The 24,604-nt window shown below is 60.7% G+C and carries 21 protein-coding genes and 2 tRNA genes; 10 read left to right on the top strand and 13 right to left on the bottom strand.

The genetic code is table 11. From position 1 onward, the window contains the following. The 4 genes from modB to VN623_RS12435 all read right to left on the bottom strand — a co-directional run. Nucleotides 1–692: molybdate ABC transporter permease subunit (gene modB, locus VN623_RS12450; protein WP_325571344.1), on the bottom strand; the 692-nt coding region annotated here is incomplete at its 3' end. 34 nt (nt 693–726) lie between these two features. Further along, nucleotides 727–1,530 (bottom strand): molybdate ABC transporter substrate-binding protein, encoded by an 804-nt coding sequence (gene modA / locus VN623_RS12445; RefSeq protein ID WP_325571342.1) that lies wholly within the window; start codon nt 1,528–1,530, stop codon nt 727–729. Nucleotides 1,531–1,673: 143 nt separating this feature from the next. After that, the gene (locus VN623_RS12440; protein ID WP_325571340.1) at nt 1,674–2,675 is read right to left on the bottom strand and encodes an NAD(P)-dependent alcohol dehydrogenase; all 1,002 of its coding nucleotides are present in this window, start codon (nt 2,673–2,675) and stop codon (nt 1,674–1,676) included. Between the two features lie 330 nt (nt 2,676–3,005). Further along, a tRNA-Ser gene (locus VN623_RS12435) sits at nt 3,006–3,095 on the bottom strand. Nucleotides 3,096–3,231: 136 nt separating this feature from the next. On the opposite strand from VN623_RS12435, the gene VN623_RS12430 reads away from it, so the two are divergent. Further along, nucleotides 3,232–3,729, top strand: a complete 498-nt coding sequence (locus tag VN623_RS12430; protein ID WP_325571338.1) for a hypothetical protein — start codon at nt 3,232–3,234, stop codon at nt 3,727–3,729. A gap of 12 nt (nt 3,730–3,741) precedes the next feature. Here VN623_RS12430 and mepA read toward each other — a convergent pair whose 3' ends face one another. After that, nucleotides 3,742–5,043, bottom strand: coding sequence for a penicillin-insensitive murein endopeptidase (gene mepA / locus VN623_RS12425; RefSeq protein ID WP_325571336.1), 1,302 nt, complete (start codon nt 5,041–5,043; stop codon nt 3,742–3,744). Nucleotides 5,044–5,347: 304 nt separating this feature from the next. Between mepA and VN623_RS12420 the strand changes: the two genes are divergently transcribed. Beyond that, the gene (locus VN623_RS12420; RefSeq protein WP_325571334.1) at nt 5,348–6,001 is read left to right on the top strand and encodes an alpha/beta family hydrolase; all 654 of its coding nucleotides are present in this window, start codon (nt 5,348–5,350) and stop codon (nt 5,999–6,001) included. A 103-nt stretch (nt 6,002–6,104) separates the two neighbouring features. Further along, on the top strand, nt 6,105–7,757 hold the full coding sequence (locus VN623_RS12415; RefSeq protein WP_325571332.1) for a lysine--tRNA ligase: 1,653 nt from the start codon (nt 6,105–6,107) through the stop codon (nt 7,755–7,757). Here VN623_RS12415 and VN623_RS12410 read toward each other — a convergent pair. After that, nucleotides 7,691–9,529, bottom strand: coding sequence for a DUF262 domain-containing HNH endonuclease family protein (locus VN623_RS12410; protein ID WP_325571330.1), 1,839 nt, complete (start codon nt 9,527–9,529; stop codon nt 7,691–7,693). The two genes, VN623_RS12415 and VN623_RS12410, sit on opposite strands and share 67 nt — an antisense overlap. Before the next feature lie 198 nt (nt 9,530–9,727). Between VN623_RS12410 and VN623_RS12405 the strand changes: the two genes are divergently transcribed. After that, nucleotides 9,728–10,081, top strand: coding sequence for a DUF952 domain-containing protein (locus tag VN623_RS12405; RefSeq protein ID WP_325571328.1), 354 nt, complete (start codon nt 9,728–9,730; stop codon nt 10,079–10,081). Next, nucleotides 10,075–11,163 (top strand): quinone-dependent dihydroorotate dehydrogenase, encoded by a 1,089-nt coding sequence (locus VN623_RS12400; protein ID WP_325571326.1) that lies wholly within the window; start codon nt 10,075–10,077, stop codon nt 11,161–11,163. Before VN623_RS12405 ends, VN623_RS12400 begins: the two co-directional genes overlap by 7 nt. A gap of 16 nt (nt 11,164–11,179) precedes the next feature. Here the strand turns inward: VN623_RS12400 and VN623_RS12395 are convergent, their stop codons facing one another. Then, a complete protein-coding gene (locus VN623_RS12395; protein WP_325571324.1) occupies nt 11,180–11,452 on the bottom strand; it encodes a DUF6460 domain-containing protein in 273 nt (90 codons plus the stop codon). 160 nt (nt 11,453–11,612) lie between these two features. On the opposite strand from VN623_RS12395, the gene VN623_RS12390 reads away from it, so the two are divergent. Together VN623_RS12390 and pdeM are read left to right on the top strand one after the other, a co-directional pair. Further along, nucleotides 11,613–14,117 carry a ligase-associated DNA damage response DEXH box helicase gene (locus VN623_RS12390; RefSeq protein WP_325571346.1) on the top strand — a complete coding sequence of 835 codons (2,505 nt, stop codon included), beginning with the start codon at nt 11,613–11,615 and terminating at the stop codon, nt 14,115–14,117. A gap of 2 nt (nt 14,118–14,119) precedes the next feature. Continuing rightward, nucleotides 14,120–14,842 carry a ligase-associated DNA damage response endonuclease PdeM gene (gene pdeM / locus VN623_RS12385; RefSeq protein WP_325571322.1) on the top strand — a complete coding sequence of 241 codons (723 nt, stop codon included), beginning with the start codon at nt 14,120–14,122 and terminating at the stop codon, nt 14,840–14,842. Between the two features lie 19 nt (nt 14,843–14,861). Here pdeM and VN623_RS12380 read toward each other — a convergent pair whose 3' ends face one another. The 3 genes from VN623_RS12380 to VN623_RS12370 all read right to left on the bottom strand — a co-directional run bounded on the left by VN623_RS12380 (nt 14,862) and on the right by VN623_RS12370 (nt 19,570). Further along, nucleotides 14,862–15,659 carry a TIGR02186 family protein gene (locus tag VN623_RS12380; protein WP_325571320.1) on the bottom strand — a complete coding sequence of 266 codons (798 nt, stop codon included), beginning with the start codon at nt 15,657–15,659 and terminating at the stop codon, nt 14,862–14,864. Then, nucleotides 15,656–16,585, bottom strand: coding sequence for a sulfite exporter TauE/SafE family protein (locus tag VN623_RS12375; RefSeq protein WP_325571318.1), 930 nt, complete (start codon nt 16,583–16,585; stop codon nt 15,656–15,658). The genes VN623_RS12380 and VN623_RS12375 overlap by 4 nt, the downstream gene beginning before the upstream one ends. Nucleotides 16,586–16,780: 195 nt before the next feature. Further along, on the bottom strand, nt 16,781–19,570 hold the full coding sequence (locus VN623_RS12370; protein ID WP_325571316.1) for a sel1 repeat family protein: 2,790 nt from the start codon (nt 19,568–19,570) through the stop codon (nt 16,781–16,783). 304 nt (nt 19,571–19,874) lie between these two features. Here VN623_RS12370 and VN623_RS12365 point away from each other — a divergent pair, with 304 nt between their 5' ends. Further along, nucleotides 19,875–20,393: a hypothetical protein gene (locus tag VN623_RS12365; protein ID WP_325571314.1), complete on the top strand. Its 519-nt coding sequence runs from the start codon at nt 19,875–19,877 to the stop codon at nt 20,391–20,393. A gap of 51 nt (nt 20,394–20,444) precedes the next feature. On the opposite strand, the gene pip is transcribed toward VN623_RS12365, so the two are convergent. The 3 genes from pip to VN623_RS12350 form a co-directional block, all read right to left on the bottom strand. Further along, nucleotides 20,445–21,419 carry a prolyl aminopeptidase gene (gene pip, locus VN623_RS12360; protein ID WP_325571312.1) on the bottom strand — a complete coding sequence of 325 codons (975 nt, stop codon included), beginning with the start codon at nt 21,417–21,419 and terminating at the stop codon, nt 20,445–20,447. A gap of 87 nt (nt 21,420–21,506) precedes the next feature. Further along, entirely contained in the window at nt 21,507–23,342 is a 1,836-nt protein-coding gene (locus VN623_RS12355; RefSeq protein ID WP_325571310.1) for a solute symporter family protein, read from the bottom strand. A 9-nt stretch (nt 23,343–23,351) separates the two neighbouring features. Further along, nucleotides 23,352–23,612 carry a DUF4212 domain-containing protein gene (locus tag VN623_RS12350; protein ID WP_325571308.1) on the bottom strand — a complete coding sequence of 87 codons (261 nt, stop codon included), beginning with the start codon at nt 23,610–23,612 and terminating at the stop codon, nt 23,352–23,354. A 301-nt stretch (nt 23,613–23,913) separates the two neighbouring features. Here VN623_RS12350 and mscL point away from each other — a divergent pair, with 301 nt between their 5' ends. Then, a complete protein-coding gene (mscL, locus tag VN623_RS12345; RefSeq protein WP_325571306.1) occupies nt 23,914–24,312 on the top strand; it encodes a large-conductance mechanosensitive channel protein MscL in 399 nt (132 codons plus the stop codon). A gap of 99 nt (nt 24,313–24,411) precedes the next feature. Then, nucleotides 24,412–24,485: transfer RNA gene (locus VN623_RS12340), tRNA-Gly, on the top strand. Nucleotides 24,486–24,604: the final 119 nt, after the last annotated feature.

Here is a 24,604-nt window from a genome sequence, read left to right as displayed (position 1 = left end):
ATGCGTTTATTGATACGGCGGCTCAAAACTTCGGACGCGATCAGAGCCGCCATGGCGATGACGATGGAGACGAATGTCAGCCGCAGCGCTTGTGTTTCCCCGCCCGGAACCTGCGTATAGGTATAGATCGCCGACGGAATGGTCTGCGTCTCGCCCGGGATGTTCGATACGAACGTTATCGTCGCGCCGAACTCGCCCAGCGCCCTGGCAAAACACAATATGATGCCGACGATGATTCCGGGCAGCGCCAGCGGCAGCGTGATGAGTAGAAACGTCCAACCGTGACTGGCGCCGAGCGTGCCGGCAGCCGTTTCGAGCCGCCGGTCGATTGTGTCAAACGACAGTTGGATTGCTCGCAGCATCAGTGGGAATCCCATGACGCCGCAAGCCAAGGCAGCCCCTGTCCACCGGAAAGAAAACGTGATGCCGAACACGTCGTACAAGAACGATCCTATCGGGCCCTGCCGACCGAACGTCAACAGCAGCAGGTATCCTGTCACGACCGGTGGCATCACGAGCGGCAAATGCAGGACGCTATCGATGAACAACTTGCCCGGTATCCGCCATCTCGCCAGCGCATAGGCCGCGAAAATGGCGAACGGCAGCGCAAACACCGTCGCGACCGTGGCAACCCGCAGACTGAGCAGTATTGCAGTCCACTCGTCTGCAGAAAATCCAAGCACTGGGCGCATCTTTCAGTTCGAGCACGCGCGTCGGGCAACGTTCCTATTTTAGGATCGTAAATCCTTGCTTCGTGAAGGCCGCCTGACCTTCAGGCGACTTCAGGTAGCTGATGAAGGCCAGCGCCGCGTCGGGATTCTTTGACGCGGCGGTAACGGCGATGGGATAAATGATCGGCGGGTGCGTGTCGTCGGGAAAGAAGTCAACAATCTTAACTTTCGGCTCGGCCACGGCATCGGTCTCATAGACGATGCCGAACGGCGCTTCGCCTTGGGCGACGAGGGCCAGCGCGGCCCGCACATTTTCAGCCTGAGCCAACTTGGGTTCGACCGCCGACCATACGCCGAGCTTTTCCAATGCCGCGTGCGCATATTTGCCGGCCGGCACGGCCTTCACATCGGCGACCGCCAGACGGCCATCCCCGAGTGCAGCCGCCAGCGCAAAATCCTTGCCGATTTTGATGTCAGCCGAACTCGATTTGGGTGCGATCAAGACAAGGCGATTGCCAAGCATATTCGATCTCGTGCCGTCCTTGATGAGCTTGGCCTTGGCGACATAATCCATCCAGTCGAGATCGGCGGAAATGAAGATATCTGCCGGCGCACCGTGCTCGATCTGTTTCGCGAGGGCCGAGGAACCGGCATACGAAATCGTCGTCTTGTTGCCCGTACTGGCTTGGTACGCCGTGGCGGCACTATCCAGTGCGTTTTTGAGGCTTGCGGCGGCGAAGACCGTGAGTGTCGTTGTTTCCGCCTTTTGGGCCTCAGCGAAAGAAAGCGATGCAACCAGCATCAAACCGGCCAGCGCCGTGGTGAGAACAGAACGCGAGTTTTTGAGCGCAGCCGGCATTGGTGAATTATCTCCAGACGTAATCGATATAGCCCAAAGGATATATAGACAGTCGGAGTTTGCAACAATTTTCCTGGACCGACCGTCAGGCCCATGGGCAACGACCAGCGCCCTTTGGTTGTAGTGGACCAGTCAGAGTCGGCTCAGGCCTTCAGCACGATCTTGCCGAAATGGGCGCCGCTCTCCATGTGCCGCAGCGCTTGCGGAAGTTCTGAAAATGGAAAAACCCGGTCGACAACCGGCTTCAGTCCGGCAAACGATATTGCCGCGTTCATGGCCTCGAACATGACGCGGCTGCCGACGTAAATGCCCTGCACGGTAATGTTCTTCATCAGAATGGGGATGGGATTAACCGTGCCGCCGGTCAACACACCGATGAGGCTGATCCGGCCTCCGATACGGACGGCATCGAGCGATTGCGCGAGTGTTCCTGCGCCGCCGACTTCGACGATATGATCGACGCCCGTAAGGCCCGTCAGGTCGCGCGCCATGCGGCCCCAATCCGGTGTCGTCTTATAGTTGATGACATCCGAAGCGCCGAGATCGCGCACGCGTTCGAGCTTTTTATCACTGCTCGATGTCGCGATGACGCGCGCTCCAAACATCCGCGCGAACTGCAACGCGAAGATCGAAACGCCGCCGGTCCCCTGAACTAGGATCGTCTCGCCGGCAGCGAGGTGGCCGCAGGTGACGAGCGCGTGCCAAGCCGTCACGGCAGCGCAAGGGAGTGTCGCTGCTTCTTCATCGCTGAGATGCTGCGGGACCGGAACAACGCCTTCGCTATCGAGCACAACGTACTCCGCCGCGACGCCTGGAACGGCTCCTCCCAGCGCACTCGCCGATTTCTCCTGCGATGGTTCGCCTTCCCGCCAATCCTGCATGAAAATGCCCGCCACGCGGTCGCCCGGCTTGACGCGCGTTACGCCGGCGCCGATCGCGGCGATTTCGCCTACTCCGTCGGAAAGGATCTGGAACGGTAATTTCAGCTTTGGGGCATAGATGCCGCGCACAACAAGAAGGTCGCGGTAGTTGAGCGACCAGGCGCGCATCTTGACGAGCACCTGGCCGGGTCCTGGTTGAACATCCGGGACGTCTTCCATTGAAAGACCGTCGAGACCGAAGCTCTTCAGCAGAAAGGCCTTCATCGGGGCTCTCCAAATTGCGTTTACATCGATTGCGCGAAAATGGTCGCCGCACCAAATCCGGATCGGCGGATTAAACGTGGCGTCAATCAGAACGCCGCGTTATGTTTATGCACCAACGAGGGTATCGGAGGAGGCATCACCATGCGTGCTGACGAAATCGTCATCATTTCTCTGGCAGCTCTAGACGTCCTAATTTGTTGGGCCATATACGAACTAATGACGGGCAGATTGACCCACCTTCTGGCTGGGTGACGAATTCCCAAATAAGTGGTTGGCGGACGGCGCTGCGACAGGTCGATTGGCGAATCGCGCCTGCGTGCGGCAGCGCCGTGGCGGAGAGAGTGGGATTCGAACCCACGAGACCCTTACGAGCCTACACGCGTTCCAGGCGTGCGCCTTCAACCACTCGGCCATCTCTCCCTAGCGCCCTAACCGGGCGGCGCGCACTATACGCAACGGAGCCTTAAGCACAACGCTTGCTTGGAAGCAAATGTAGCTCTTGACCTCGGCATCGAAGAGCCACAAAAGAGGCGCGGTCGAAGAGCACATGCCGTCCATGACCACCTCCCGTCTGCTCAAGTTTTTCGCCATCCTGTCGCTGCTGTCGACCGTTACGGCCCTTTGGCTGTGGTACGCAACGGGGGAGCCGCCAGCGCGGTGGTTGATACGTCTCTCGGTCGCGTCTTTTTTTGCGGCGCTCGTGACCAGTCTCATCGACGTCGACACGCGGCCGCGGCTGATGCTGCGCTTTCTCGCGGCGCTTTTCGCACTTTTTGCGCTGATTTCACTGGCGGGCGATCTCTCACGTCCGGCGATCGGGGGAGAAAGCTTTGCTGCGACATCACTGATGCAGCACCTGCAGGCTCTGGCCCCGTCGTTTGTTGCGGCGCTCGAGAAATCGATAAGCCGGTCCATCGATCCCTTGGTCTGGGACCCGCTGCTGACGTCGATCCTCGGATTGCCTGCGTCTTTAATCTTTCTGATGCTCGCCATCGCGGCCGGCATTGCCGGACGGCCGCGCCGCCGCGTCCAGATATTCGTCAACGACTATTGAAGCTGGCGATCGTTATTTTTTCTCTGCTGCGACGGTCTTGCGCATATAAGGGCGAAGCGCCGGGCTACGCGTTGCGCCCGTTGCCGCTGGCTGAGCACCCGGGGTTGCAGCTGCCTTTGCCAATGCCGCCTTCACCGCCGCAGCCTTGGCCAGGACCTGTCGAACTGCTGCTCCCGTCATCAACGCTTCTCGCGGTATTTTCACGGGGTCGGGATCGGCCTGCAGAACGGCCTGACAAGCCTTCGGCAGTTCCGAGAGCATGATCGGCGGTCTCGGCGGCTTTGAGCTTGCTCCGATTGGCGGTGGCGGAGGTGGCGATTTTGCCGGGATCACGCGCGCCAGCCATTGATCAACTTCTTTTCCACAACCGTCGGTGCCCGTCGGAGGCGTTTGCGCCTTACAGCCGGCAAATCCCGGCGGACATTTGATACGCACATGGAAATGATAGTAGTGCCCATAGAAGGGCCGCACTTTGCCGAGCCACTTGCGATCCGTTCCGGCCGCTTGGCACAATGCCTTCTTGATCGCGGGATGAACAAAGATGCGCTCGACCTCAGGATAGGACGCGGCGCGTTTTATGAGAGCGACCTGCTTGCCGGTGAAGACTTTGGGATCGACGGCGAGCTCAGTCTTGTCGAGCATCGACGTTGCCTGAATGTCTTCCCGCTCTTTTGCGGTAAGCCGGCGGTTCGGCATAGGCGTCAGCCAGATGTCGGCGTCGAGCCCGACCTGATGGCTGGCATGCCCGGTTATCATCGGGCCGCCACGAGGCTGCGCGATGTCGCCAACAAGCAGGCCAGGCCAGTCGTCAAGCTTTTGCGCGTCCTTGGCAAACTGTTCAATAAGGGCGATCAGCTTGGGATGTCCCCAATTACGATTGCGCGATAATCGCATCTCCTGCCAGGCGGGGCCGTCGATCGGTAGCGCCACGGCACCTGAAAGACAGCCGTGGGCATAAGTGCCGATGGCGCGCGCAGCGAGCGGCGCTGGCTCTTTGACGGCTCCGAACAGTTTTTTCGCACCGAAAAACTCAGGCCACTCGGGCGCCTTCGATTGCTCTTTAAGATTTGCTGTCGCCGCCTTCGTTTGTCCGTCCGGCTCGGCTTCGCCGTCACTCGAAAACGTCAGCATCTGGTGCCCTGGAACGAACGCCGGAAGCTCGTGCTCGGCGGCGGCACTCTGAGCCTTGGGATCGGCAACCGGAACTGCCGGCTGCTCCGCCGGAAGCGGACCGGCGTCGGATGCCTGGACGAAATCGAAAGCAGGCAGGATAGCTGCCGGCCTGATCAGGACGAGCCCGAACACGCTCAGCATAGAAAAAAGAATTCGTAGCCTCTCGGCCCTCATGCCTGATCCCACTTCGTCGAAGGTTCTCCAATCCTACCGCATTTTCAACGAAAAATCAGACCCCGGGACGCCGGACGCACCGTCGCGTGGCCGGAATGCCGAAATGCTACGTATTACAGTCGTCTGTGGCGGCTCGCTGAGAGCCTGCTGGTGAGGACATCCAACTAGTGGTGTTGCTCTATTGTGACGATCGCGCAACGGTCACTCAAACCCAACCTTCAGTCCGCGGGCAGTCCGCGGGTCGCACAACGCTGCAGATGGATTTCATGCCTTGACGTTCATCGTTGAAAACGGAAGGCAGGACGCGAGCTGCCGGCTCATCCTTGCGCACGGCGCCGGAGTGGGCAGCACGTCTCCGTTCCTCCAAAACGTGGCGGACCTCATCTCGCGGCATGGCATTGCCGTGACCCGCTTCGAGTTCGACTACATGGCGACAAGGCGCACCGGCGGATCGAAGCGTCCACCTCCGCGAGCCGAAGCGTTGGTTTCGGAATATCGCGAAATGGTTCGGTCCGTAGCAGGACGGCGGCAGCGCGGTCGGAAGCTGGTGATTGGCGGCAAGTCGCTCGGCGGGCGCGTTGCTAGTCTCGTTGCCAAGGAACTTTACGAGCAAGGCGATATCGCCGGCCTCGTCTGCCTTGGCTATCCGTTCCATCCGCCCGGCAAACCGGATCAGCTCAGAACGGCACATCTTGAAACGCTGCAGTGCCCGGCGCTGATCGTCCAGGGTGAACGCGACCCTTTCGGCAGCCGTGCCGAAATCGAAGCTCTTGCGCTTTCGAAGACGATCACGTTCGCCTGGATCGGCGACGGCGATCACGATCTCCGGCCCCGTGCCCGCTCCGGTCTCACCCACAATGGAAATCTTGCAACGGCCGCCGATGCGGTTGCGGCATTTGCCGCCCAGCTGCCGGCAGCGCGTTGACGGTCGCTGCCGCGGCACCTACGGTGCGTCGGCCCCTAAATTTCACGATTTCGGCGGCGCGCACTCCTCCGAGCAGCACCCACACAGAAGCAATCGTTCGCCAATGAACTCGCTTGTCTTTTCCCCCGCGCACGTCGCCGCCAGCGCCGATTCAAGGGCCTGGCCGTTTGAGGAAGCGCGGCGGCTGATCAAGCGTCTCGAGCGCCTTCCCGGCGGCGCGGAAAAGACCGTTATCTTTGAGACCGGCTACGGCCCTTCGGGGCTGCCGCACATCGGCACGTTTGGAGAAGTTGCGCGCACGACAATGGTGCGCCATGCCTTTGAGCTGTTGACGGAAGGCAAGCGTAAGACCCGCCTCATCTGTTTCTCCGATGACATGGACGGGCTCCGCAAGGTGCCGACCAACGTGCCGAACCAGGCGATGCTGCAACAGCATTTGGATAAGCCGCTGACCCGCGTGCCGGACCCATTTGGCAAGTTCGAAAGCTTCGCTCACCACAACAACGCGATGCTGCGCGATTTCCTCGACCGCTTCGGCTTCGAGTACGAATTCTATTCGGCCACCGAATGCTACACCGCCGGCATGTTCGACGCGACGCTTCTCAAAATGCTGGCGGCCTACGACAAGGTTATGGACATCATCCTGCCGACGCTCGGGCCCGAACGGCAGGCGACGTATTCGCCGTTCCTTCCCGTATCAGAGCGCACGGGGCGCGTGCTACAGGTGCCGATGGTTGCGCGCGACGTCAAGGCGGGAACCATCACCTACGCCGATCCCGAAACGGGCGAGAAGATAGAGACGCCCGTTACCGGCGGCCGCGTCAAGTGCCAGTGGAAGGCCGACTGGGCGATGCGCTGGACGGCGCTCGGTGTCGATTATGAAATGGCCGGCAAGGACTTGATCGACAGCGTCACGCTGTCGTCAAAGATTTGCAAGGCTCTCGGGGCGACGCCGCCTGAAGGCTTCAACTACGAACTCTTCCTTGACGACCACGGCGAGAAGATCTCGAAGTCAAAGGGCAACGGGCTGACCATCGAGGACTGGCTGACATATGCCACGCCCGAAAGCCTGTCGCTGTTCATGTTTCAAAAGCCTAAGAGCGCGAAGAAGCTCTATTTCGACGTCATTCCCCGCGCCGTCGACGACTACCTGCAATTCCTCTCGGCCTATCCGGCCCAGGACGCCAAGCAGCAGCTCGACAATCCGATCTGGCACATTCACGCGGGGCAGCCGCCTGCTCCCGAGCTGCCGATCACATTCGGGCTTCTCCTCAATCTCGCCTCGGTTTCGAATGCCGAGAGCAAAGATGTGATGTGGGGCTTTCTGCGCCGCTATTCGCCAGGCGCGACGCCCGAAAACAATCCTATCCTCGACCAGCTTTCCGGATATGCGATCCGCTATTTCGACGATTTCGTGAGACCGACGAAGACGTTTCGTCCTCCCGACGATGTCGAGGCGGGCGCATTGAAGGGCGTCGACGCCGCGCTTGCCGCGCTTCCGGAAAACGCAAGTGCCGATCAAATTCAGAATGCGCTGCTTGATGTCGGCCGCGCCATTCCCCGGTATCAGGACCCGACGAAGGTCAGCCCCAGCGGCGGACCGGGGGTCAAGCTCGACTGGTTCCGAGCGATCTACGAACTGCTGCTTGGCCAGAGCCGAGGACCGAGGCTCGGCACATTCATTGCGCTCTATGGAATTCCCGAAACACGCGCCCTCATCGGCAAGGCGCTGTCGGGAGCACTCGTCAATTCCTGAAGGTCAGACCGTGGCGGTGCGACCGTCGACTCTCCGGGCGCCTTACGTCCGCTCCGTGAAGCGGTCTTTTGAGATTGAATATCCAGACGCCATAATCGCTCGATCAGTCCGATGAGGCGCTGTTCGCGAGCCTCGATCTCGGCGCGCCGCCATTCGCGCTCGTCGAGCACGTCGCGCGTGATAGGAAGAATCGGCGCCCTGCTTGCGGCCTTGGCATAAATTTCCTTTTTCGTCTCCCAGGAGGCGTTGCGCGCTTTGTCGTTCTCCTGTTGTGTGATGAGCACAAGGTTGCCGAGGCTATCGACGAGTTGGGAACGCTCCTCCGCGTTCGGGAACCACTGCCTCCAAAGACTCGACGCCGACGGCCGCTGCGGCAGAACATGCTCGATCGTATAGAGATCGGCGTCGACTGCGGGCGCCGGACCGCCGAGTTCGTCGCCGAGACGCAGCAAAAGAAACCGGCACGCCCTTGGGTTGCGCTTATGAAAATCCTTGAGATGAAAGGCGATGCTGCGGACTTCATCACGCGTAAGCTGCAAGGCCGGATGCGTTTCGTCGATGGGCTCGCCAGAGCGGATCGCCTTGACCAGATCGGCGAAGCGGCGCACCCGCTTGCCCGATCCCGCGCATAAAAGCCGCGTCAGATATGCGAGCCGGTCGATCTCCGCCAGCAGGAATGCCGCCCGATCGGGGTTCCTTTGCCAATCCTTCAGCGCCAGAATGGCGGCGGGCGCCCAATCGGCGTCTGACAATCTATTGAGATAACTCAAGATACGCGGCATTTGGCCAGGCAGCACACCCTCCCCGCCGCTGCGGATCAGCGTGTAGGCCTTGGCGAGCGGCAAAAACACGTCCTTGAAAAACGGCTCGGATCCTCCGGCCTCGCGGATAACGGTTCGCACGCCCGACACGATGTGGAGGCGTCCATATCCGTAAATGGCTCGAAGATGCGCAAAAAACGGCTCAAATCCGTCGCCCAGCGCCAGATTCATGTCATCCCACATCTTCGCAGCCCAAGCCGCATCACCTGCGGTCATGCGGCTCAGGATGTCGGCTTTCAAGATATCGTTGCGCTGCAATTTCTTGCCGCGTTCGTTCAAGACGACGAACATCTGATGTGCCTTGTCGATGTCATGGCCGACGACGATAACGACGTAGCAGTGATCGGCGATGAAGTCGGAAAGCATTCGACGGGCGTTTGGACCGAGATCGGCAAGCATCGTGCGATAGACATCGCGAACTTCAAGCAACGTCGTTTCCGACATCGAAGGCGACAACACATTGGCATTCAACAGCACGCCGCCGGGCTGCAAGATATAGTCTTCGAAGATACTGCGTTCGCGGCTCGCAAGATGCAGCCTGTACCGCTCGGTTCGAAAGAACCTAGCTCCCTGTTGCGCAAGCAGCATACCCTGCACGCGTTTCGAAATTGGCTTGCGAGGTTCAGTTTCGAGATCGCGCAGGACTGCGAACATCGTCATCAATGTAACCAGCCGCTGCTGGCCGTCTATGACGTCGAATTCCCGCGCCGACATCTTCGGCGAGAGCTTCGCGGTCTCTTTTCCGTGGCCGTCCATCAGAAGAACGGTGCCGAGAAAATAGGACGCATCGGCTACGCCATTCGACCCAAGACCCGAAGCCTCTATCACGTCGTCAAGAAGCTGCTCGGCCTGTTCACGTCCCCATGAATACGGGCGCTGATAGATCGGAATGTTCAGCAAATACGGTCCGGAGAGCAATTCGGAAATGCTGAGTGATGCCGTTGGATACACGAAAACTTCGACCTCTTGGCTCGCCGTTAAATGTAGCGGGGGCCCCGCGCTTTGTCGCGTACCGACATGCGGGTCGGCAATCCTATTTGTGCGGACGTTCAACCCTGATAGCAACGATCACGACAATGCGCCATATGCGTTTGCTCGCCGCAGCGATATATAGCCCTCCAATTTCGCGATCGAGTTTCAAAGTTCCGCATGACGAAAATAGTCTACAAAATCGTAGCAGTAGCCGACTGGCAACAGGCTACTCAAAGCGGAGGTTATGCCGGCTCGGCTGACGACATTCGTGATGGCTTCATTCATCTATCGGCGCGGCATCAACTACGCGGCACTTTAGAAAAGCATTTCAAGCATAAGAACGGTCTTCTTCTCATCGCGTTTGAAGAAAATAAGCTTGGTTCGGCTCTCCGTTGGGAACTATCGCGCGGCGGCGAACTCTTCCCTCACCTTTACGGCGATCTTCCAAGTTCGCACGTGCTATGGCAGCGCCCGCTGGCGCTCGGCGCCGATGGCATTCCTCGCATCGATGAGAAATGGTTCGTATGCTGAAAAGTCTTTATAATTTAGCGCGCACGGCGCTTTTCGCGCTGAACCCAGAGGACGCGCACGAAGCGACGCTGAAAGCGCTCGAGTGCGGACTTCATCCGCGCCCGTTTGCTGCCGACGATCCAATTTTGCGCCAGACAGTTTTTGGCCTCGACTTTCCAAATCCGGTCGGTATCGCCGCTGGCTTCGACAAGGATGCGCGCGTGGCCGATGCCGTGCTGGCGATGGGCTGCGGCTTTGCCGAAGCGGGAACGTTGACGCCAAAACCGCAGCCGGGCAACCCGAAGCCGCGCATCTTCCGGCTCGTCACCGATCACGGCCTGATCAACCGGCTCGGGTTCAACAATGGCGGACACGCGGCGGCGCTGGCGCGTCTCGACGCGCGAAAGGGACGAGGCGGCATCGTCGGCGTGAACATCGGCGCTAACAAAGACAGCGCCGATCGTGCGGGCGACTACGTGGCCGGCATCGAAGCCTTCAACGCTGTCGCGAGCTACTTCACAGTCAACATTTCATCGCCGAACACGCCCGGGCTCCGCGACCTGCAGGCGCCTGCCGCGCTCGACGAACTTCTTTCCCGCGTCATGGCGGCGCGCGCGCGCCTGATAGAGGCAGGTGCGCCGCGCCGACCGATCATCGTCAAAATCGCGCCGGATATCGCCAGCGACGACATCGGCCCGATCTGCGAGCGGCTGACCGCTCATGGCGTCGACGGCATTGCCGTCTCCAACACAACGTTGGCGCGTGACGGCCTGAAGGACTCGCAGGCACAAGAAACCGGCGGCCTTTCGGGACGTCCCGTATTTCGGCGATCGACGATCATGTTGGCTCGCGTTTATCGCGCAACGGGCGGCAAGATCCCGCTGATCGGCATCGGCGGCATCGATAGCGCGGCCGCTGCGCTCGAAAAGATCGAAGCCGGCGCCACGCTGCTGCAGCTTTACACTGGCCTGATTTATGATGGACCGGGGCTCATCGGCGAGATCAAGTCGCATCTCGCGCGGGAGGTTCGCCGGGCGGGACAGTCGAACCTCGACGGCCTTCGTGGCAGGAAGGCGGAACATTGGGCCGGCTTGCCGCTTTAGTCATCTGCCGCTCTATTCAGGCGTCATCTTTCGGCCGTGCTCTCAAGAGCCTGATCAGAAGCCAGATCGGCACTACGAGCATCGCTCCGAGAACGAGATAGTCGAACAGCCACTCGACGGCTCCGAAGCCGAGATCGTATATGTGGCGGGCAAAATCATCGAGAACGCGGAAGAAATTACGCGGCGTTATGCCAACGAACGACAGCAGAACGCCGACGAGAATGCAAATAACGGCGAGACGCAGAAAAACCGCAAGCGGGTGGCCGCCAAGAAAATCGCGGAGGTTCATGCGCTCGTCTCCATTCGTCGACCAGAGGACCAGCTGATTGCGTGATCACGCGCGAACGCCTACCACGGCTGGCGGCGGCAAACCAAGCCGATCTCGAAAGCAACGGCAGGTAACCGTCGCGGTTCCGGCAAAGCGGAAAGGCGCACGACCGCAACAAGACGTGCCGGCCGAGACGCCGACGTTGCCGCCGCAGATCGCGACCTGGTTCGCGCGGCGCGGCTGGACGCCTCGCGCCCATCAATTTGCACTCCTCGAAGCGGCGCGACAACGGCGCTCGACGCTGCTCATCGCTCCGACGGGAGCCGGCAAAACGCTTGCGGGCTTTCTGCCAAGTCTCGTCGCGCTCGGCGGCGGAGTTCGGAAAAAAGCCGGAGCCGGTCTTTTCACGCTGTACGTCTCTCCATTGAAGGCGCTCGCAGCCGACGTTGAGCGCAACCTGACGCAACCGATCGACGAGATGGGCCTAAAGATCCGGACCGAGACGCGTACCGGCGATACATCGGTGGCGCGCCGCCAGCGCCAGCGCGTCAGGCCTCCACAGATCTTACTGACGACGCCCGAACAGATCGCGTTGCTGTTGAGTCACCCCGACGCGCCCTATCTCTTCGGCGATCTCGACACGATCATCCTCGATGAATTGCACGCGCTGTCGCCGTCGAAACGCGGCGATCTTCTGGCGCTCGATCTGGCCCGGCTGCGCAAGCTCGCGCCCGGCGTAATGACGATCGGGCTCTCAGCGACCGTCGCACGCCCAAGCGAACTGCGCGGCTATCTTGTCACGCAGACGGAACCCGAAACGGTGACGCTGCTCTCCGACGTCGTCACTGTTGCGGGCGGCGCCAAACCCGAAATCAGCATCCTCGAAACCGAGAATGACATCCCGTGGACGGGCCACACCGCACGCTACGCGATGCGCGAAGTCTATGATGCCATCCGCGCGCAGAAGCTGACGCTCGTCTTCGTCAACACTCGCATGCAGGCCGAATTCGCCTTCCAGGAACTCTGGCGGGCCAACGACGACAATCTGCCGATCGGCCTGCATCACGGATCGCTCGACGCCGCTCAGCGCAAGAAGGTCGAAGCCGCGATGGCGGCCGGTAAGTTGCGCGCCGTTGTCGCGACGTCGACGCTCGACCTCGGCATCGACTGGGGCGATGTCGATCTCGTCATCCACCTCGGCGCACCGAAAGGCGCCAGCCGATTTCTGCAACGTATCGGGCGCGCCAACCACCGGCTCGACGAACCATCGCGCGGCATCCTTGTGCCGGGAAACCGCTTCGAGGTACTCGAGTGCCGGGCCGCCCAGCAGGCCGCCGAAGCCGGCGCGCAAGACGCCGTCCTTGCCCGCGCGGGTGGCCTCGACGTGCTCGCGCAGCACGTCCTCGGTATGGCGTGTCAGGCGCCGTTCAATCCCGATACGCTTTACGCCGAAGTACGATCGGCGCTGCCCTATGCCGGCCTTACCCGTCGCCAGTTCGACCGCACGATTGAGTTCGTATCGACGGGCGGCTACGCACTCAAGGCCTACGATCGGTTCGCGAAACTGAAACCGGCGGACGATGGCTTGTTACGCGTCGCCAATCCGCGCATCGCCCAGCAATACCGCTTGAACGTCGGCACCATCGTCGACACTCCGATGTTGAAAGTCCGGCTCGTCTCGGCGCGCGGCAGCAAAGGCCGCGCACGACAGGGCGGGCGCGTGCTGGGCGAAATCTCGGAAGGTTTCGTCGAACAGTTGCCGCCTCGTGCGACGTTCGTTTTCGCCGGCGAGGTTTTGCGCTTCGAAGCGCTGCGCGACACCGAAGTTTTTGTCTCGCGCGCCTCGGCGGAGGACCCGATGATCCCGAGCTACGATGGCGGCAAGTTCCCGATGTCGACCCATCTTGCGGCGCGCGTCAGGGCGATGCTCGCCAATCCGAGTGCCTGGCCCGGCCTGCCGATGCCGGTTGCAAATTGGCTCAACCTTCAGGCAGAGCGGTCGATCATTCCGGCTCCCGATGACGTGCTTGTCGAAACGTTTCCGCGCGGCGGCCGGCACTTTCTGGTCGCCTATCCGTTCGAAGGACGCCTCGCCCATCAAACGCTCGGCATGTTGCTGACGCGCCGCCTCGACCGCGCCGGTGCCAAGCCGCTTGGCTTCGTCGCCAACGACTACGCGCTGTCCGTGTGGGGGCACGGCGACATTTCCGGGCTCATCGCCGATGGCCGCCTGTCGCTTGCCGAACTCTTCGACGAAGACATGCTCGGCGACGACCTCGACGCCTGGCTCGCCGAAAGCAGCATCATGAAGCGAACCTTCCGCCTGGCCGCCGTCATCGCGGGCCTCATCGAGCGCCGGCATCCCGGCAAGGTCAAATCCGGGCGGCAGGTGACGATGTCGACCGATCTCATCTACGACGTGCTGCGCCGGCACGATCCCGGGCACCTGCTGCTCGAGGCCGCCTGGGCTGATGCCGCAACGGGGCTGCTGGACATCCGGCGGCTCGGCGAGTTTCTTACCCGCATCAAGGACCGAATCAGGCATCAACCTCTGACCCGACTTTCACCACTTTCAGTGCCGATCCTGCTCGAGATCGGCCAGGAGCAGGTCTTTGGTCAGGCGCGCGACGCCGTCCTGCGCGACGCCGCCGATCTACTGATCAGCGAGGCGATGGGGGATATCTGAGCATGGGCATGCTGAAACCGGAACGCATCGGGTTTGAGGATTTTGCGGACCAACCTCTGTCGATTTGCGGCAAGGCATTCCTCGCCCATAAGTCCGGCGCGCTCTACTGGCCAAGTGAAAAGGCGTTGATCGTTGCCGACCTGCATCTCGAGAAGGGATCGGCGTTTGCTGCGCGCGGTCAAATGCTGCCGCCCTATGACACGCGCGAAACGCTGAACAAGCTCGCGACGCTCATCGATCATTATCAGCCGGAAACGGTCATCGCGCTCGGCGACAGCCTGCACGATTCCGGCGCCGCCGCCCGCATGGACCGGCGCGACGTCGAGACATTGCATATTCTGCAGGAGGATCGGGACTGGATCTGGATCACCGGCAACCACGATCCCGAAATCGACAGGACGCTTGCCGGATACGTCGTTGCTGACATCACCGTCGCCGGGATCACGCTGCGCCACTATCCTCGTCCCGGTGCCGCGACACACGAAATCGCCGGACACTTCCATCCCGCCGCCCGGCTGGTGCTGAATGGGACATCGCTCCGCCGGCCTTGCTTTGTCGGCAATGGGCTTCGCCTGATCGTGCCGGCCTTCGGCGCCTACACCGGCGGGCTGAATATTCTGGACGCCGCCTTCGAGCCATTGTTCGGCGGCGATGGACTGTCGGTTTGGATGCTCGGCCACGAAGGGCTCTATCCGATCGCGCCGCGTCTTCTGAGAGACGACTGACTGAATGAATGAAGGCCGATCACGCGATACGGCGGAAGGCAAACGCAGCAGTTAGCCCGGCCGCCGCCGCCAGCAAAACGGTGGCGATGCCATAGAGAAGCGGCCGGCCGATTGCTGTATCGTGGATATAGCGTTCGAGACCTTGGCGCTCGAGCATCACGCGGCTCTTATATTGACCCAGCAGCCGTCCATCCTTGAAAAGATAGACGCGAGCAACAAGCGGACCGACTGGCACGTTTGGCGGCAACTCGATCGTCGCGCGAAACAGGCTTCTGCCGATGAAGGCCACGCCGAAGTCCGATTGAATGTAAAGGCGCTCCCTCTGCTTCAAACGAATCAGCGCTTCTTTGAATTTTGCAATCTCGGCCGGCTCCATTGCCTCCGTGTGCCGGGATCCGGCCGGAACCATCCGTACATGCTCAAAGCCGATTTCATTGGCGTCGAGTACGGCATGATCCGCGAACTCGTCGATCGGCCGCGTGGAAGCGATCGCGTAGTAGCTCGGGAGCGAAGCAAAGCGAACGAAACTCGTGTTGACCCACAGACCGCCGACTTCGGATTTTCTGCGGACGACGGCGGGCACTGCCGTGCCTTCGACAACGACCACCACATCGTAGGTGCCGGCTTCGGCGCTCGGCTGCACGCTATTCTCGACGGTGCCGAACACCAGTATTTCGGTGCCGGTGTAGCTCGATGTGATGGCGACCTGCCGGGTTGATGCGTCGGCTTCGACGCTTTCCTTGGCAGGATCGGCTATGGCACCGGTGGCGAAGGCGAACATCAAGAGGAGGATCACTGAAATGCGGCGGTACATCATCCCCCCCGCACTGCAGTTGAGAGAGAAAAGAGATCTGCCGGTGCCGTCACGAGATCGTAGCCCATACGGCCCGCGATAATCAGCACCAGCGCTGCGAGGAGAATACGCATCTGCTCGTTCTTCAGCCGCTCGCCGGCGATGGTCCCGAATTGCGCACCGATGACGCCGCCGGCCATGAGGATTGCGGCGAGCACGACGTCGACGGTCTTGTTCTGGACGGCGTGTAGGATCGTCGCGAACGCGGCCACGAACACGATCTGAAACAGCGATGTGCCAACGACGACGCCGGTCGGCACACGCAGAAGATAGATCATCGCCGGTATCATAACGAAACCGCCGCCGATGCCCATGATTGCCGACATGAAGCCGATAAACATTCCAATGATGATCGGCGGCAGCACACTTATGTAAAGTTTCGAGCGATGGAAACGCATTTTGAGCGGCAGCTTATCGACCCAGCTGTGCTGCCCGGATTTGCGCGCCGATCGCGGCGTGCCCGATTTCTGCGACTGATGCCAGGTGTTGAGGCTTTCGACCATCATCAGCGTGCCGACGACGCCGAGGAACGTGACGTAGCTCAGCGATACGGTCACCTCGAAGAGGCCCGCTTTGCGCAGCAGCCGCACGGCATCAACACCGATGAACGTGCCGACGAGGCCGCCCGTCAGCATGATGAGACCCATCTTCACGTCGATGTTGTTGCGTCTATATTGCGCCACCGCGCCGGAGACAGATGACGCGACGACGTGTGCGTTTCCCGTCGCGACCGCCACGGCGGTCGGAACACCTAGGAACGTCAAGAGCGGCGTCAAAAGAATCCCACCGCCTACGCCGAAAATCCCGGAAATGAACCCCACCGCCGCGCCCAGCGCCAGATACATCGCTACCGAAACCGACATCTCAGCAATCGGCAAATACAGATTCATCAAGCGGTCCCGAGAGGCGAGGGTACAAGGGTCGGTAAATTGGCCCAGAGGAGGGCTCTATGGGACACTAATCGGCAGGCCTCGGCAAGTCGCGGGATGACTTTATGATAGCGCTACAAAAGCGACGGGCCATCTTTTCGGATGGCCCGCGGAAATATCGGGAACTTATGACCGGCCTCGGAGGCGTTATAGCTTCTAGCCGCTGACGCCGTTCTGCGGGTTCTTCTTCCAGGCTTCCCCTGCGACGCGAGGATCGTTGATCATGCGATCGGCCGGCACTGGTTTCCAATTTGCAACTAATTGCTCGGCGGCGCCGATCTCTTCGGCGGTCAGCTTGCCGCGCAGGATGTCCCGCCGGCGCAACGCATCCTTGTCGCCGTCGCGCGCAGCCAGCGCCAGCCACATGAATGCCTTCTTCATATCGCGTTTCACGCCGAGGCCGTTTTCATAGAGCACGGCGAGATTGAATTGGCTGTCGCCGAGGCCGCGCTTGGCAGCCTCCTCGAACCAGCGGGCAGCCGTTGTATAGTCCGGAGACTCATCGGTTTGGTTTGCGCTCAGCACCGCGAGATTGTGCATTGCCTTGATGTTGCCCTGCTCGGCAGCGCGCTGATACCAGGCCGCAGCGCGTGCCCGATCCGCCTTCACGCCGAAACCACGCTCGTAAAACGTGCCAAGCCGGTATTGTGCCTGTGCGAACCCGCGATCGGCTGAAAGCTGGTACCATTTCGCGGCGTCCTTGAAGTTTTGCTGCATGCCCTTGCCTTCAGCGAAGCGGGCACCGACTTCGAACTCTGCGGACGGATCGCCATGCGCCGCTGCGAGCCGCAACGACAGCGGACCGACTGTTGCGGCCGGCATATCCAGCGGCATCGATCGCGAAACGCCGTTCGGCGTAACATCGTCGTGTTCGGCGTCCGTCGCTCCGGTGGTTTCGCCTTCCGTCGGTACCATCGATGCCGGAACGACTGTCGGCTCGCTCGCCCTCGCAGCCGCATGGCCGATTTCGCCGGATAGCACCGCCATTGCCTGACGGCGCTTGGCCATTTGCAGATCCGATTGGGTTACCGGACGTCCGGTATCTACAGCGATACCGAGCAACGGCAAGGTCGTCGCTTCGGCGGGCGCGTTGCTGGGAACGACCCGGCCTTCGTTATCGGATGGCGGGGTCGCTTCGCCACGGCGGCCGGTATCTTCGGCAGGCGTGGCGCTTTTGTTTGTTTGATCCGGTGCCGTCTTTGCGGGCTCAGCAGACTGAACGGGATGGGACGGCGACATCAGCGCAGCGGGCTGCGCCGGGACGGGTCGATCGCTGCCGCTTCCGAGCGAAAACCAGAGACCGGTCAGAACTGCGATCGCCGCGACTGCGATCACGATGAGACGAGGCGACGGCCCCGAGGGTCCGGTGGGCTTTGCCGTAGCGGTAGGCGGCCTGATCGGCCTGTTGCCCTTGTTCTCAAGTATCTTTGCGGCCTCGGCCGATTCCGCGGCTCTGCGCGCCTGCGGCGACTCGATAATTATTTCGTCGGGTTCGGTCGCCGCGAGGCGCATCTTGGCGCGCCGTGCTTCAGCGACGAAATCCTGCCGCAACTTCTCGTTTTTCCGCTGAGGAAAGTCGTGCTGTTCCGCGCTACTGAAGTCGATGCGCGCTTCCGGTCGATGCGGCCGTCCGGACTTTGCCGAGGCCACGGCAGCGACGGCGGCATCGATCGCCTCAATCTCACTGTCTTCAATCATATCAGAAGCGTGACGCGGTTCGGCGGTCGATGGCATCCGATCGAATTCGTAGTCGCGCGGCGTCAGATTCGGATTGAAGCGCTGCCGCTGAGCCGATTCAATCGAATCGACGCGATCGAGCAGACGGATCATGGCGTGCTGCAGGGTATCAAGCAGCGCTGCCGTATTTTCTTCTCCCTGGCGATTATCCGACATCAGGCGCTCGATGAGCGGGCGCAGTTCATCGGCGGCGGAACCGTTGTCGAGGAATCGCGTCGGATGGGCACCGCTTTGTACTTCGGCAAGCGTGTGCGAAATGAGCGCGAGCTGTTCTTCGATAACGTTCAGGCGCGCAAGTTGATCGTGCGTTTGAACGAGATGATTGACGACCTCGCCGACGTGCGCCTCGATCAGACGGACGGCGCCGATGTCGGCCTGAGTCGCAACGCCTTCAAACAACTTCGTGAAGTGGTCCTCGAATTGGTCGAGACGCTGGCCGATGGCGTAAAAGCCGTGATCGGGCCGGATGTCGGCGAGCGACTGCTCGATGCCCTTGGCGATTTCGGCGAAGCGACTCTCGAGCCAATTCTGATCAATGGCAGTGACCTTGCCCGAGGCTGCCGCGGTGGTTTCGGAAATTGCCGGTTTCGGACCGAGGTTCGCGGCACCAGATTCATAGAGACCAGACAAGGCGTCGGCGGATGCGCGATCCCACGGGTCGGCGGCATCGCCCGGCAAGCTCGACTCGATCACATCAAACGGGTCGATGCCGAAGGACCGCCGCGACGCTTCTTCATCGAGCTGGCGGGCACCTTTATCATGTGGTTCAAGTGCCGACCGCAGCGCCATCGGGATGTCCGCTTTGTGATCCTCCGATGATCCAGACTCGGTGGCTTGTGCTGCCTTGGCGTCGCTCAAGCCGGCCAGACGCTGAGAAAGTTCCGCAACACCCGTTTCGATGCGGTCGAACGCCGGCGCGAATTGCTGGGGTACGTGATTACGCAGCATTTCCGTTTCGTGTTCCATCCCAGCGATGCGGTTTTGCATTTCGCTCAGGGTCGCAGAGTGTCGGCGGTCAGCGTCGGAAAGCTGAGATGCGATCGCATCCAGAATGATTTTGAGATCGTCGTGTTCGCTTCCCGGCTCGCTTGATGCCGAGGCCTCGCCGTCGTGCGGATAGTGATTGCTCAATTCAGAGTTCGGCATGTTTCCCTCGAGGCGGCACGACGCGGCGATCCGGTCAGAGCGCAGCATCAGCGGAAGGGACATCGGCAAGCGTCCATGCCGCGCGAGGCAAATGCGATCATAGTCGGACGCGGCACAAATCAGGCTCGAGGCAACAGTTGGGGGAGCCGCGGTAAACACGGCGTTAAGCGGTAGGGCAAGAATGGAAATATGAATGAATTACAGGTGCTTACGGATAATCCAGGTGGCCATACCAATGGCGCCGGAGCGCTCCGCCAAGTGGAGAACACGCAAGTGATTCGGTTTTCCGCGGAGAGCCACGCGTCTTGCCACACTCCCTGGATATGACCATCTGCCGTTCATCGCCCCTATGCCGGAGGTATCGCGAATGGCTCTAAAAACATCATGCGCGGCAGTTCTGGCCGTCCTTGCGCTGGCCGGCAGCGCGGCCGCCGAGACGCCCGACGTTTCAAACGGCCGCTATACGATGTCGCCGGTCGACGGCGGCTTTCTGCGGCTCGATAAGCAAACCGGCGCTGTTGCAATGTGTGCCCGCTCGTCAGGCGATTGGGCGTGCAATCCCGTACAAGATCATACGGCCGCAGCGCCTTCGAATGAGCTCTCGAAACTCGAAGAGGAGAACGAGGCTCTGAAGGACCGCATCAAGGCGCTCGAAGAAAGTCTCGAATCCGGAAAGGCGGCTCCGCCGCCGAGCAGCGGTCCCCACGAAGGTCCTCCGGGTGGCAAAGTACAATTGCCGACCGACGAAGAGGTCGATCAGGCGCTCGACTATATGGAGCGCATTTATAAGAAGTTCCGCGATCGCATCAAAGATTTGGACAAGCCAGCGTCACCGCCCGCACCGCCTGCCGACGACAACGCAAAGCCTGGCAAAGGCTCGCTCTAGATTTGAGAAATTGTGTATCGCGCTAGGCCGCCGCGCTCGCTAGTGAAATCTTCAAGCGCCGTCGCCGGCCGCAGAGAATTTGCGCGTCGCGCGGATGAGTTCGTGCACGATACCCGGTTCCGTCATCGCGTGCCCCGCATCGGCGACGGCGCGCAGTTCTGAATCGGGCCACGCCTGGTGCAGCAACATGGCGTTCTTGATCGGCGTCACGACATCGTAGCGACCGTGCACGATGACTCCGGGAATACCCTTAAGGCGGTGAGCTTCGAGAAGCAGTTCCCCGTCGCGGCGCAAAAAGCCGCCGTTGACGAAGTAGTGGCTTTCGATGCGCGCGAAGGCCAGCGCATAGGCATCGGCTCCAAAACGAGCGACGCGATCGGGTTCAGGAATGAGCGACAGCGTCGTCCCCTCCCAGATGCTCCAAGCACGCGCCGCTTCGAGGCGGACAAGCGGGTCGTCTGACGTCAAGCGGCGATGATAGGCGGTGATCATGTCGCCCCGCTCGTCGAGCGGAATAAGACCTTGGAATTCGCTAAACGCCTCGGGATAGATCCAGCTGCATCCATCCTGGTAGAACCAGCGAAGCTCGGCTCTGGTGAGAAGAAAGATACCGCGCAGAACCATTGCGGTGACGCGTTCGGGGTATGCCTCGGCGTAGGCCAGGGCCAGCGTCGACCCCCACGAGCCGCCGAAGAGCTGCCAGCGACCAATGCCAAGCTTGCGTCGGATACGCTCGATATCGTCGACAAGATCCGGTGTCGTGTTGTTTTCGAGCGAAGCATTCGGCGTCGAGCGTCCGCAGCCGCGCTGATCGAAGAGAACGATGCGAAAGCGATCGGGATCGTGGAAACGGCGCATCGTCGCGTTGCTGCCGCCGCCGGGACCGCCATGAATGATCAGCACCGGCTGACCATTGGGATTGCCGCACTCCTCGACGTAGAGATTATGATGATCGCCGACGTCCAGCCAATGCTCGCGATAGGGCGCGAGCGGCGGGTAGAGGTCAAGCCGATCGCGAACGGTCATGTCCTGTTGCCTCTATCTGTAAGGACCTGAACGGACAGGTTGCACCGACAGAGCTCGCATGCCAACCGTATATCGCCGACGCGGTAATCATGTACTGACGTGTTTGCGAAGCTGCAGGCGCTGCATTTCACGATCGTAGATGATCTCGCCGCCGGGCACACGGATATCGCGGACGATCTCGAGCGTATGCCGGGTTCGGACAGGCCGCAGCAAACTCGTGCTCAAGGCCAAAGCCAGAGAAATCGGCAAGCCCAGAACACCGGCGATCGGGCTCGGCACGTTGAGGGTTCCGGACTCGCTCAAGAAGATCGCCAGCGCCGCGGCGGCAAATCCAGTGGCGACACCGATGATCGCGCCCACGGACGTCAAACGCTTCCACCAAATCGAGAGGATCATGACCGGAAACAAGCTGGCGCCCGTTATCGACAGCGCCCAGAGCACGAGTTGCAGAGGATCGGTCGGCGCCATGATCGTCAGCAAGGCCCCGCAAACAGCAACGATGATCACGAAGCCACGCATGATCCACACCCGGCTTTGGGCAGGTGCCGGTTCCCAAGACAGCCCCTGTACGACGTCCTCGCACAGCACAGCCGCAAGCGACACGGTCGTCGCACTTGCCGTGACGAGAGCGGCGGCAAGCGTGCCGGCGATGAGCACGTACGCGAACGCCATCGGCAATCCCGTTGCAACGGGCAGCGCGAAAAGCACGCCATCTCGATCGAACTTCAGTCCGTCGAATCCCAATCGCGCTGCCGATGGATCGAACGCGACGAGGTGGGCCGTCGCTGCATCGAAGAGCCACTTCGGCAATGGCCCGAGCCGTTCGCTCATCACCGTATCGAGAGCAAAGTCCCGCATGAAAACAGCGACGGATGAAATCGTCAGTATCGCGAGGCCAGAAAACACGGTGGCCCATCCGAGTGCTTTGCGCGCCTCGTAAACGCTCGGGGTCGCGGCCACCCTCGGCAAGAGCCAAGGGGCGGTACTAATTCCGGTCGCGATCGCAAATGTCCCAAGCACGAACGCCAGTGGGCCGATCGTACCGAAAGGCTGCGTGTAGGGCTTCGTCAGCGCTGCGAACCCTTCGCCCGGCAATTGGAACGCCAACGGCCAGACATTAACGACCTGCAGGCCCTCGCGCACCTCGTTGTGAACGAGCGAGCGCACCATCGGCCCATTGGCGAGCTGCGGGATTGGCAAGCTCGTGACGATCACGCTGACGGTCGTTGCGACGCCGAGCAAAGCCAAGAACACCGCAATCGATTGCGCGACGCCAACCCATGTGAACGATCGCATGCCGCCCGACGCTGTGGAAACGGCAACACTGAGCGCGAGCAGAGCCACGATCATGTTCGGACTTGCCGTGATGAGCCGGCCAGCAACACCGGCCCCCATCCGAAGTTCGGCGGAAAGAACCAAAAGCATCGGCACGGCGGCGACGACGGCCGTTATGATCCTGAGCGGCCGGCTCTCGAACCTGCGGCCAAGATAGCTCGGGACCGTAAAGGCTCCGAACTTCCGGTAAAAAGGTGCGAGCACGATGGCCATCACCACGAAACCGGTGAGAGTGCCGAGCATCAGAACAAGCGCGTCAAAGCCGGCGAAGAAAAAGGCGCCGGTGCCGGCGACAATGAACGTTCCGCCGAGCGAGCACGTTGCGAGCAACGCGCCGGTATACAGCGCTGGAACACGCCGGCCTGACGCGAAGTAGTTGAGCGTATCATTGCTCGCGACGGAAAGACCGATGGCCGCGTAGATGACAATCGGACCGGCGAAGAAAACCACCTTCAGCAGGTGCTCATCGAGCCTCAGCTGTTCAAAAATCAGAATGAGCAGGAATAGCGCGGTGAAAAGCGCCGCGAAAATACTGAAATACGTGCCTAGGCGCGGATTGACCATTCTCGCGCGTGCGCCGAACGCCATACTTTGCCCTCACATGTCTTCGTGGGCGCCGTGCCAGTGATCGATGGCATTCTGGCGGTTGACGTAGCTGGCGACGGTCACGACCGCGATGACGAAGAAACCGTGAGCGGCGAGGAAGTAGCCGAGCGGAAAACCGAGGAAGCGGCTCGAATTGAGCTGCTGGGAGTAGAGGGGCAGAACGACGACAATAGCGAGGAATGGAATAAGGCTCGCGAGCACCTGCCATTTGGTATGGCGCCAATATGGTTTGCGTTCTTTGCGTTCGATCATTTTGCTCGTCCCTGGATCGGTTCGCGGGCGCAGGCACGCCCCCGACCGCTCGCCGTCGCAACTATGCCCGGCAATATGGGCTTTTGTCCAATTGTGATCCGCGTTCGGCTCGGTATCGCTACATTGTCGCTGATGTCTTCATCCTCTAAAATTGCGGCGCGATTCGTGCGGGGAGATCGAGGAGTTTTTAGGTCGCGGAACTTGAAACGCCTCCTAGCTCGACGGCCAATACTCTCGACCGTTCGGCTACGGCGCTTTGTTGAACAAGCTTTGCCGAAGCAAGCCGGAAAGGACGACTTCAATGAAAATAATGGACGAGTTCAAGGAATTTGCGATGCGGGGCAACGTCATTGATCTCGCCATCGGCGTAATCATGGGCGTGGCTTTCGCTCCGATCGTTTCGACGCTTGTCGACAACATCATCATGCCGCCGATCGGCTATCTCCTGGCGGGCATCGATTTTTCCAGCCTCGCCGTTGCAATCCCAACGCCGACCGATCCCGTGCTGATCAAATACGGCTTATTCCTCAACGCCGTCATCAAATTCTTGATCACGGCCTTCGCAATCTTTCTGCTCGTCAAGGGCATCAATCACATGAAAAAGCCGAAGCCGACGGTTGCCGCGCCACCGACGCCGACCGAGGTTTACTTGAGGGAAATTCGCGATCTCCTCGCGAAGAGACAGATGGGCGCTGTCTAACGAATGAAGCCCCGGCGCGATATGCGGGGCTTTTCGTTGTTCGAGCACAGGGACCACCACTTTGCGGCCTGCCGGAGCTGTGTTAGACGGATGCCGCCCGCGGGCGTAGTTCAATGGTAGAACGGCAGCTTCCCAAGCTGCATACGAGGGTTCGATTCCCTTCGCCCGCTCCAGCTCTCACGGCACAGATCGGCTCTCAGGTCTTACGCACCCGAACCCGACGCGGTGGTTTTTGTTTGCTGGTGCCGTGCGTCGTCTTTTCCCAGTAGAAAGGCCTGACGATCAGGTCGAG

It is taken from the genome of Hyphomicrobium sp., assembly GCF_035572195.1.
Classification (GTDB): domain Bacteria; phylum Pseudomonadota; class Alphaproteobacteria; order Rhizobiales; family Hyphomicrobiaceae; genus Hyphomicrobium_B.
The sequence above is the reverse complement of the archived record's forward strand: the minus strand, read 5'-3'. Positions and strand labels throughout refer to the sequence as shown.

Coding starts and splice junctions, on each gene's coding strand:
- VN623_RS12370 (WP_325571316.1), bottom strand. CDS start 19,570: ATGTCCCTTCCGCTGATGCTGCGCTCTGACCGGATCGCCGCGTCGTGC.
- VN623_RS12380 (WP_325571320.1), bottom strand. CDS start 15,659: ATGATGTACCGCCGCATTTCAGTGATCCTCCTCTTGATGTTCGCCTTC.
- VN623_RS12405 (WP_325571328.1), top strand. CDS start 9,728: ATGACGAAAATAGTCTACAAAATCGTAGCAGTAGCCGACTGGCAACAG.
- VN623_RS12415 (WP_325571332.1), top strand. CDS start 6,105: ATGAACTCGCTTGTCTTTTCCCCCGCGCACGTCGCCGCCAGCGCCGAT.
- VN623_RS12375 (WP_325571318.1), bottom strand. CDS start 16,585: ATGAATCTGTATTTGCCGATTGCTGAGATGTCGGTTTCGGTAGCGATG.
- pip (WP_325571312.1), bottom strand. CDS start 21,419: ATGACCGTTCGCGATCGGCTTGACCTCTACCCGCCGCTCGCGCCCTAT.
- VN623_RS12430 (WP_325571338.1), top strand. CDS start 3,232: ATGACCACCTCCCGTCTGCTCAAGTTTTTCGCCATCCTGTCGCTGCTG.
- pdeM (WP_325571322.1), top strand. CDS start 14,120: ATGGGCATGCTGAAACCGGAACGCATCGGGTTTGAGGATTTTGCGGAC.
- mepA (WP_325571336.1), bottom strand. CDS start 5,043: ATGCTGAGCGTGTTCGGGCTCGTCCTGATCAGGCCGGCAGCTATCCTG.
- VN623_RS12365 (WP_325571314.1), top strand. CDS start 19,875: ATGGCTCTAAAAACATCATGCGCGGCAGTTCTGGCCGTCCTTGCGCTG.
- VN623_RS12395 (WP_325571324.1), bottom strand. CDS start 11,452: ATGAACCTCCGCGATTTTCTTGGCGGCCACCCGCTTGCGGTTTTTCTG.
- VN623_RS12400 (WP_325571326.1), top strand. CDS start 10,075: ATGCTGAAAAGTCTTTATAATTTAGCGCGCACGGCGCTTTTCGCGCTG.
- VN623_RS12440 (WP_325571340.1), bottom strand. CDS start 2,675: ATGAAGGCCTTTCTGCTGAAGAGCTTCGGTCTCGACGGTCTTTCAATG.
- mscL (WP_325571306.1), top strand. CDS start 23,914: ATGAAAATAATGGACGAGTTCAAGGAATTTGCGATGCGGGGCAACGTC.
- VN623_RS12350 (WP_325571308.1), bottom strand. CDS start 23,612: ATGATCGAACGCAAAGAACGCAAACCATATTGGCGCCATACCAAATGG.
- modA (WP_325571342.1), bottom strand. CDS start 1,530: ATGCCGGCTGCGCTCAAAAACTCGCGTTCTGTTCTCACCACGGCGCTG.
- VN623_RS12355 (WP_325571310.1), bottom strand. CDS start 23,342: ATGGCGTTCGGCGCACGCGCGAGAATGGTCAATCCGCGCCTAGGCACG.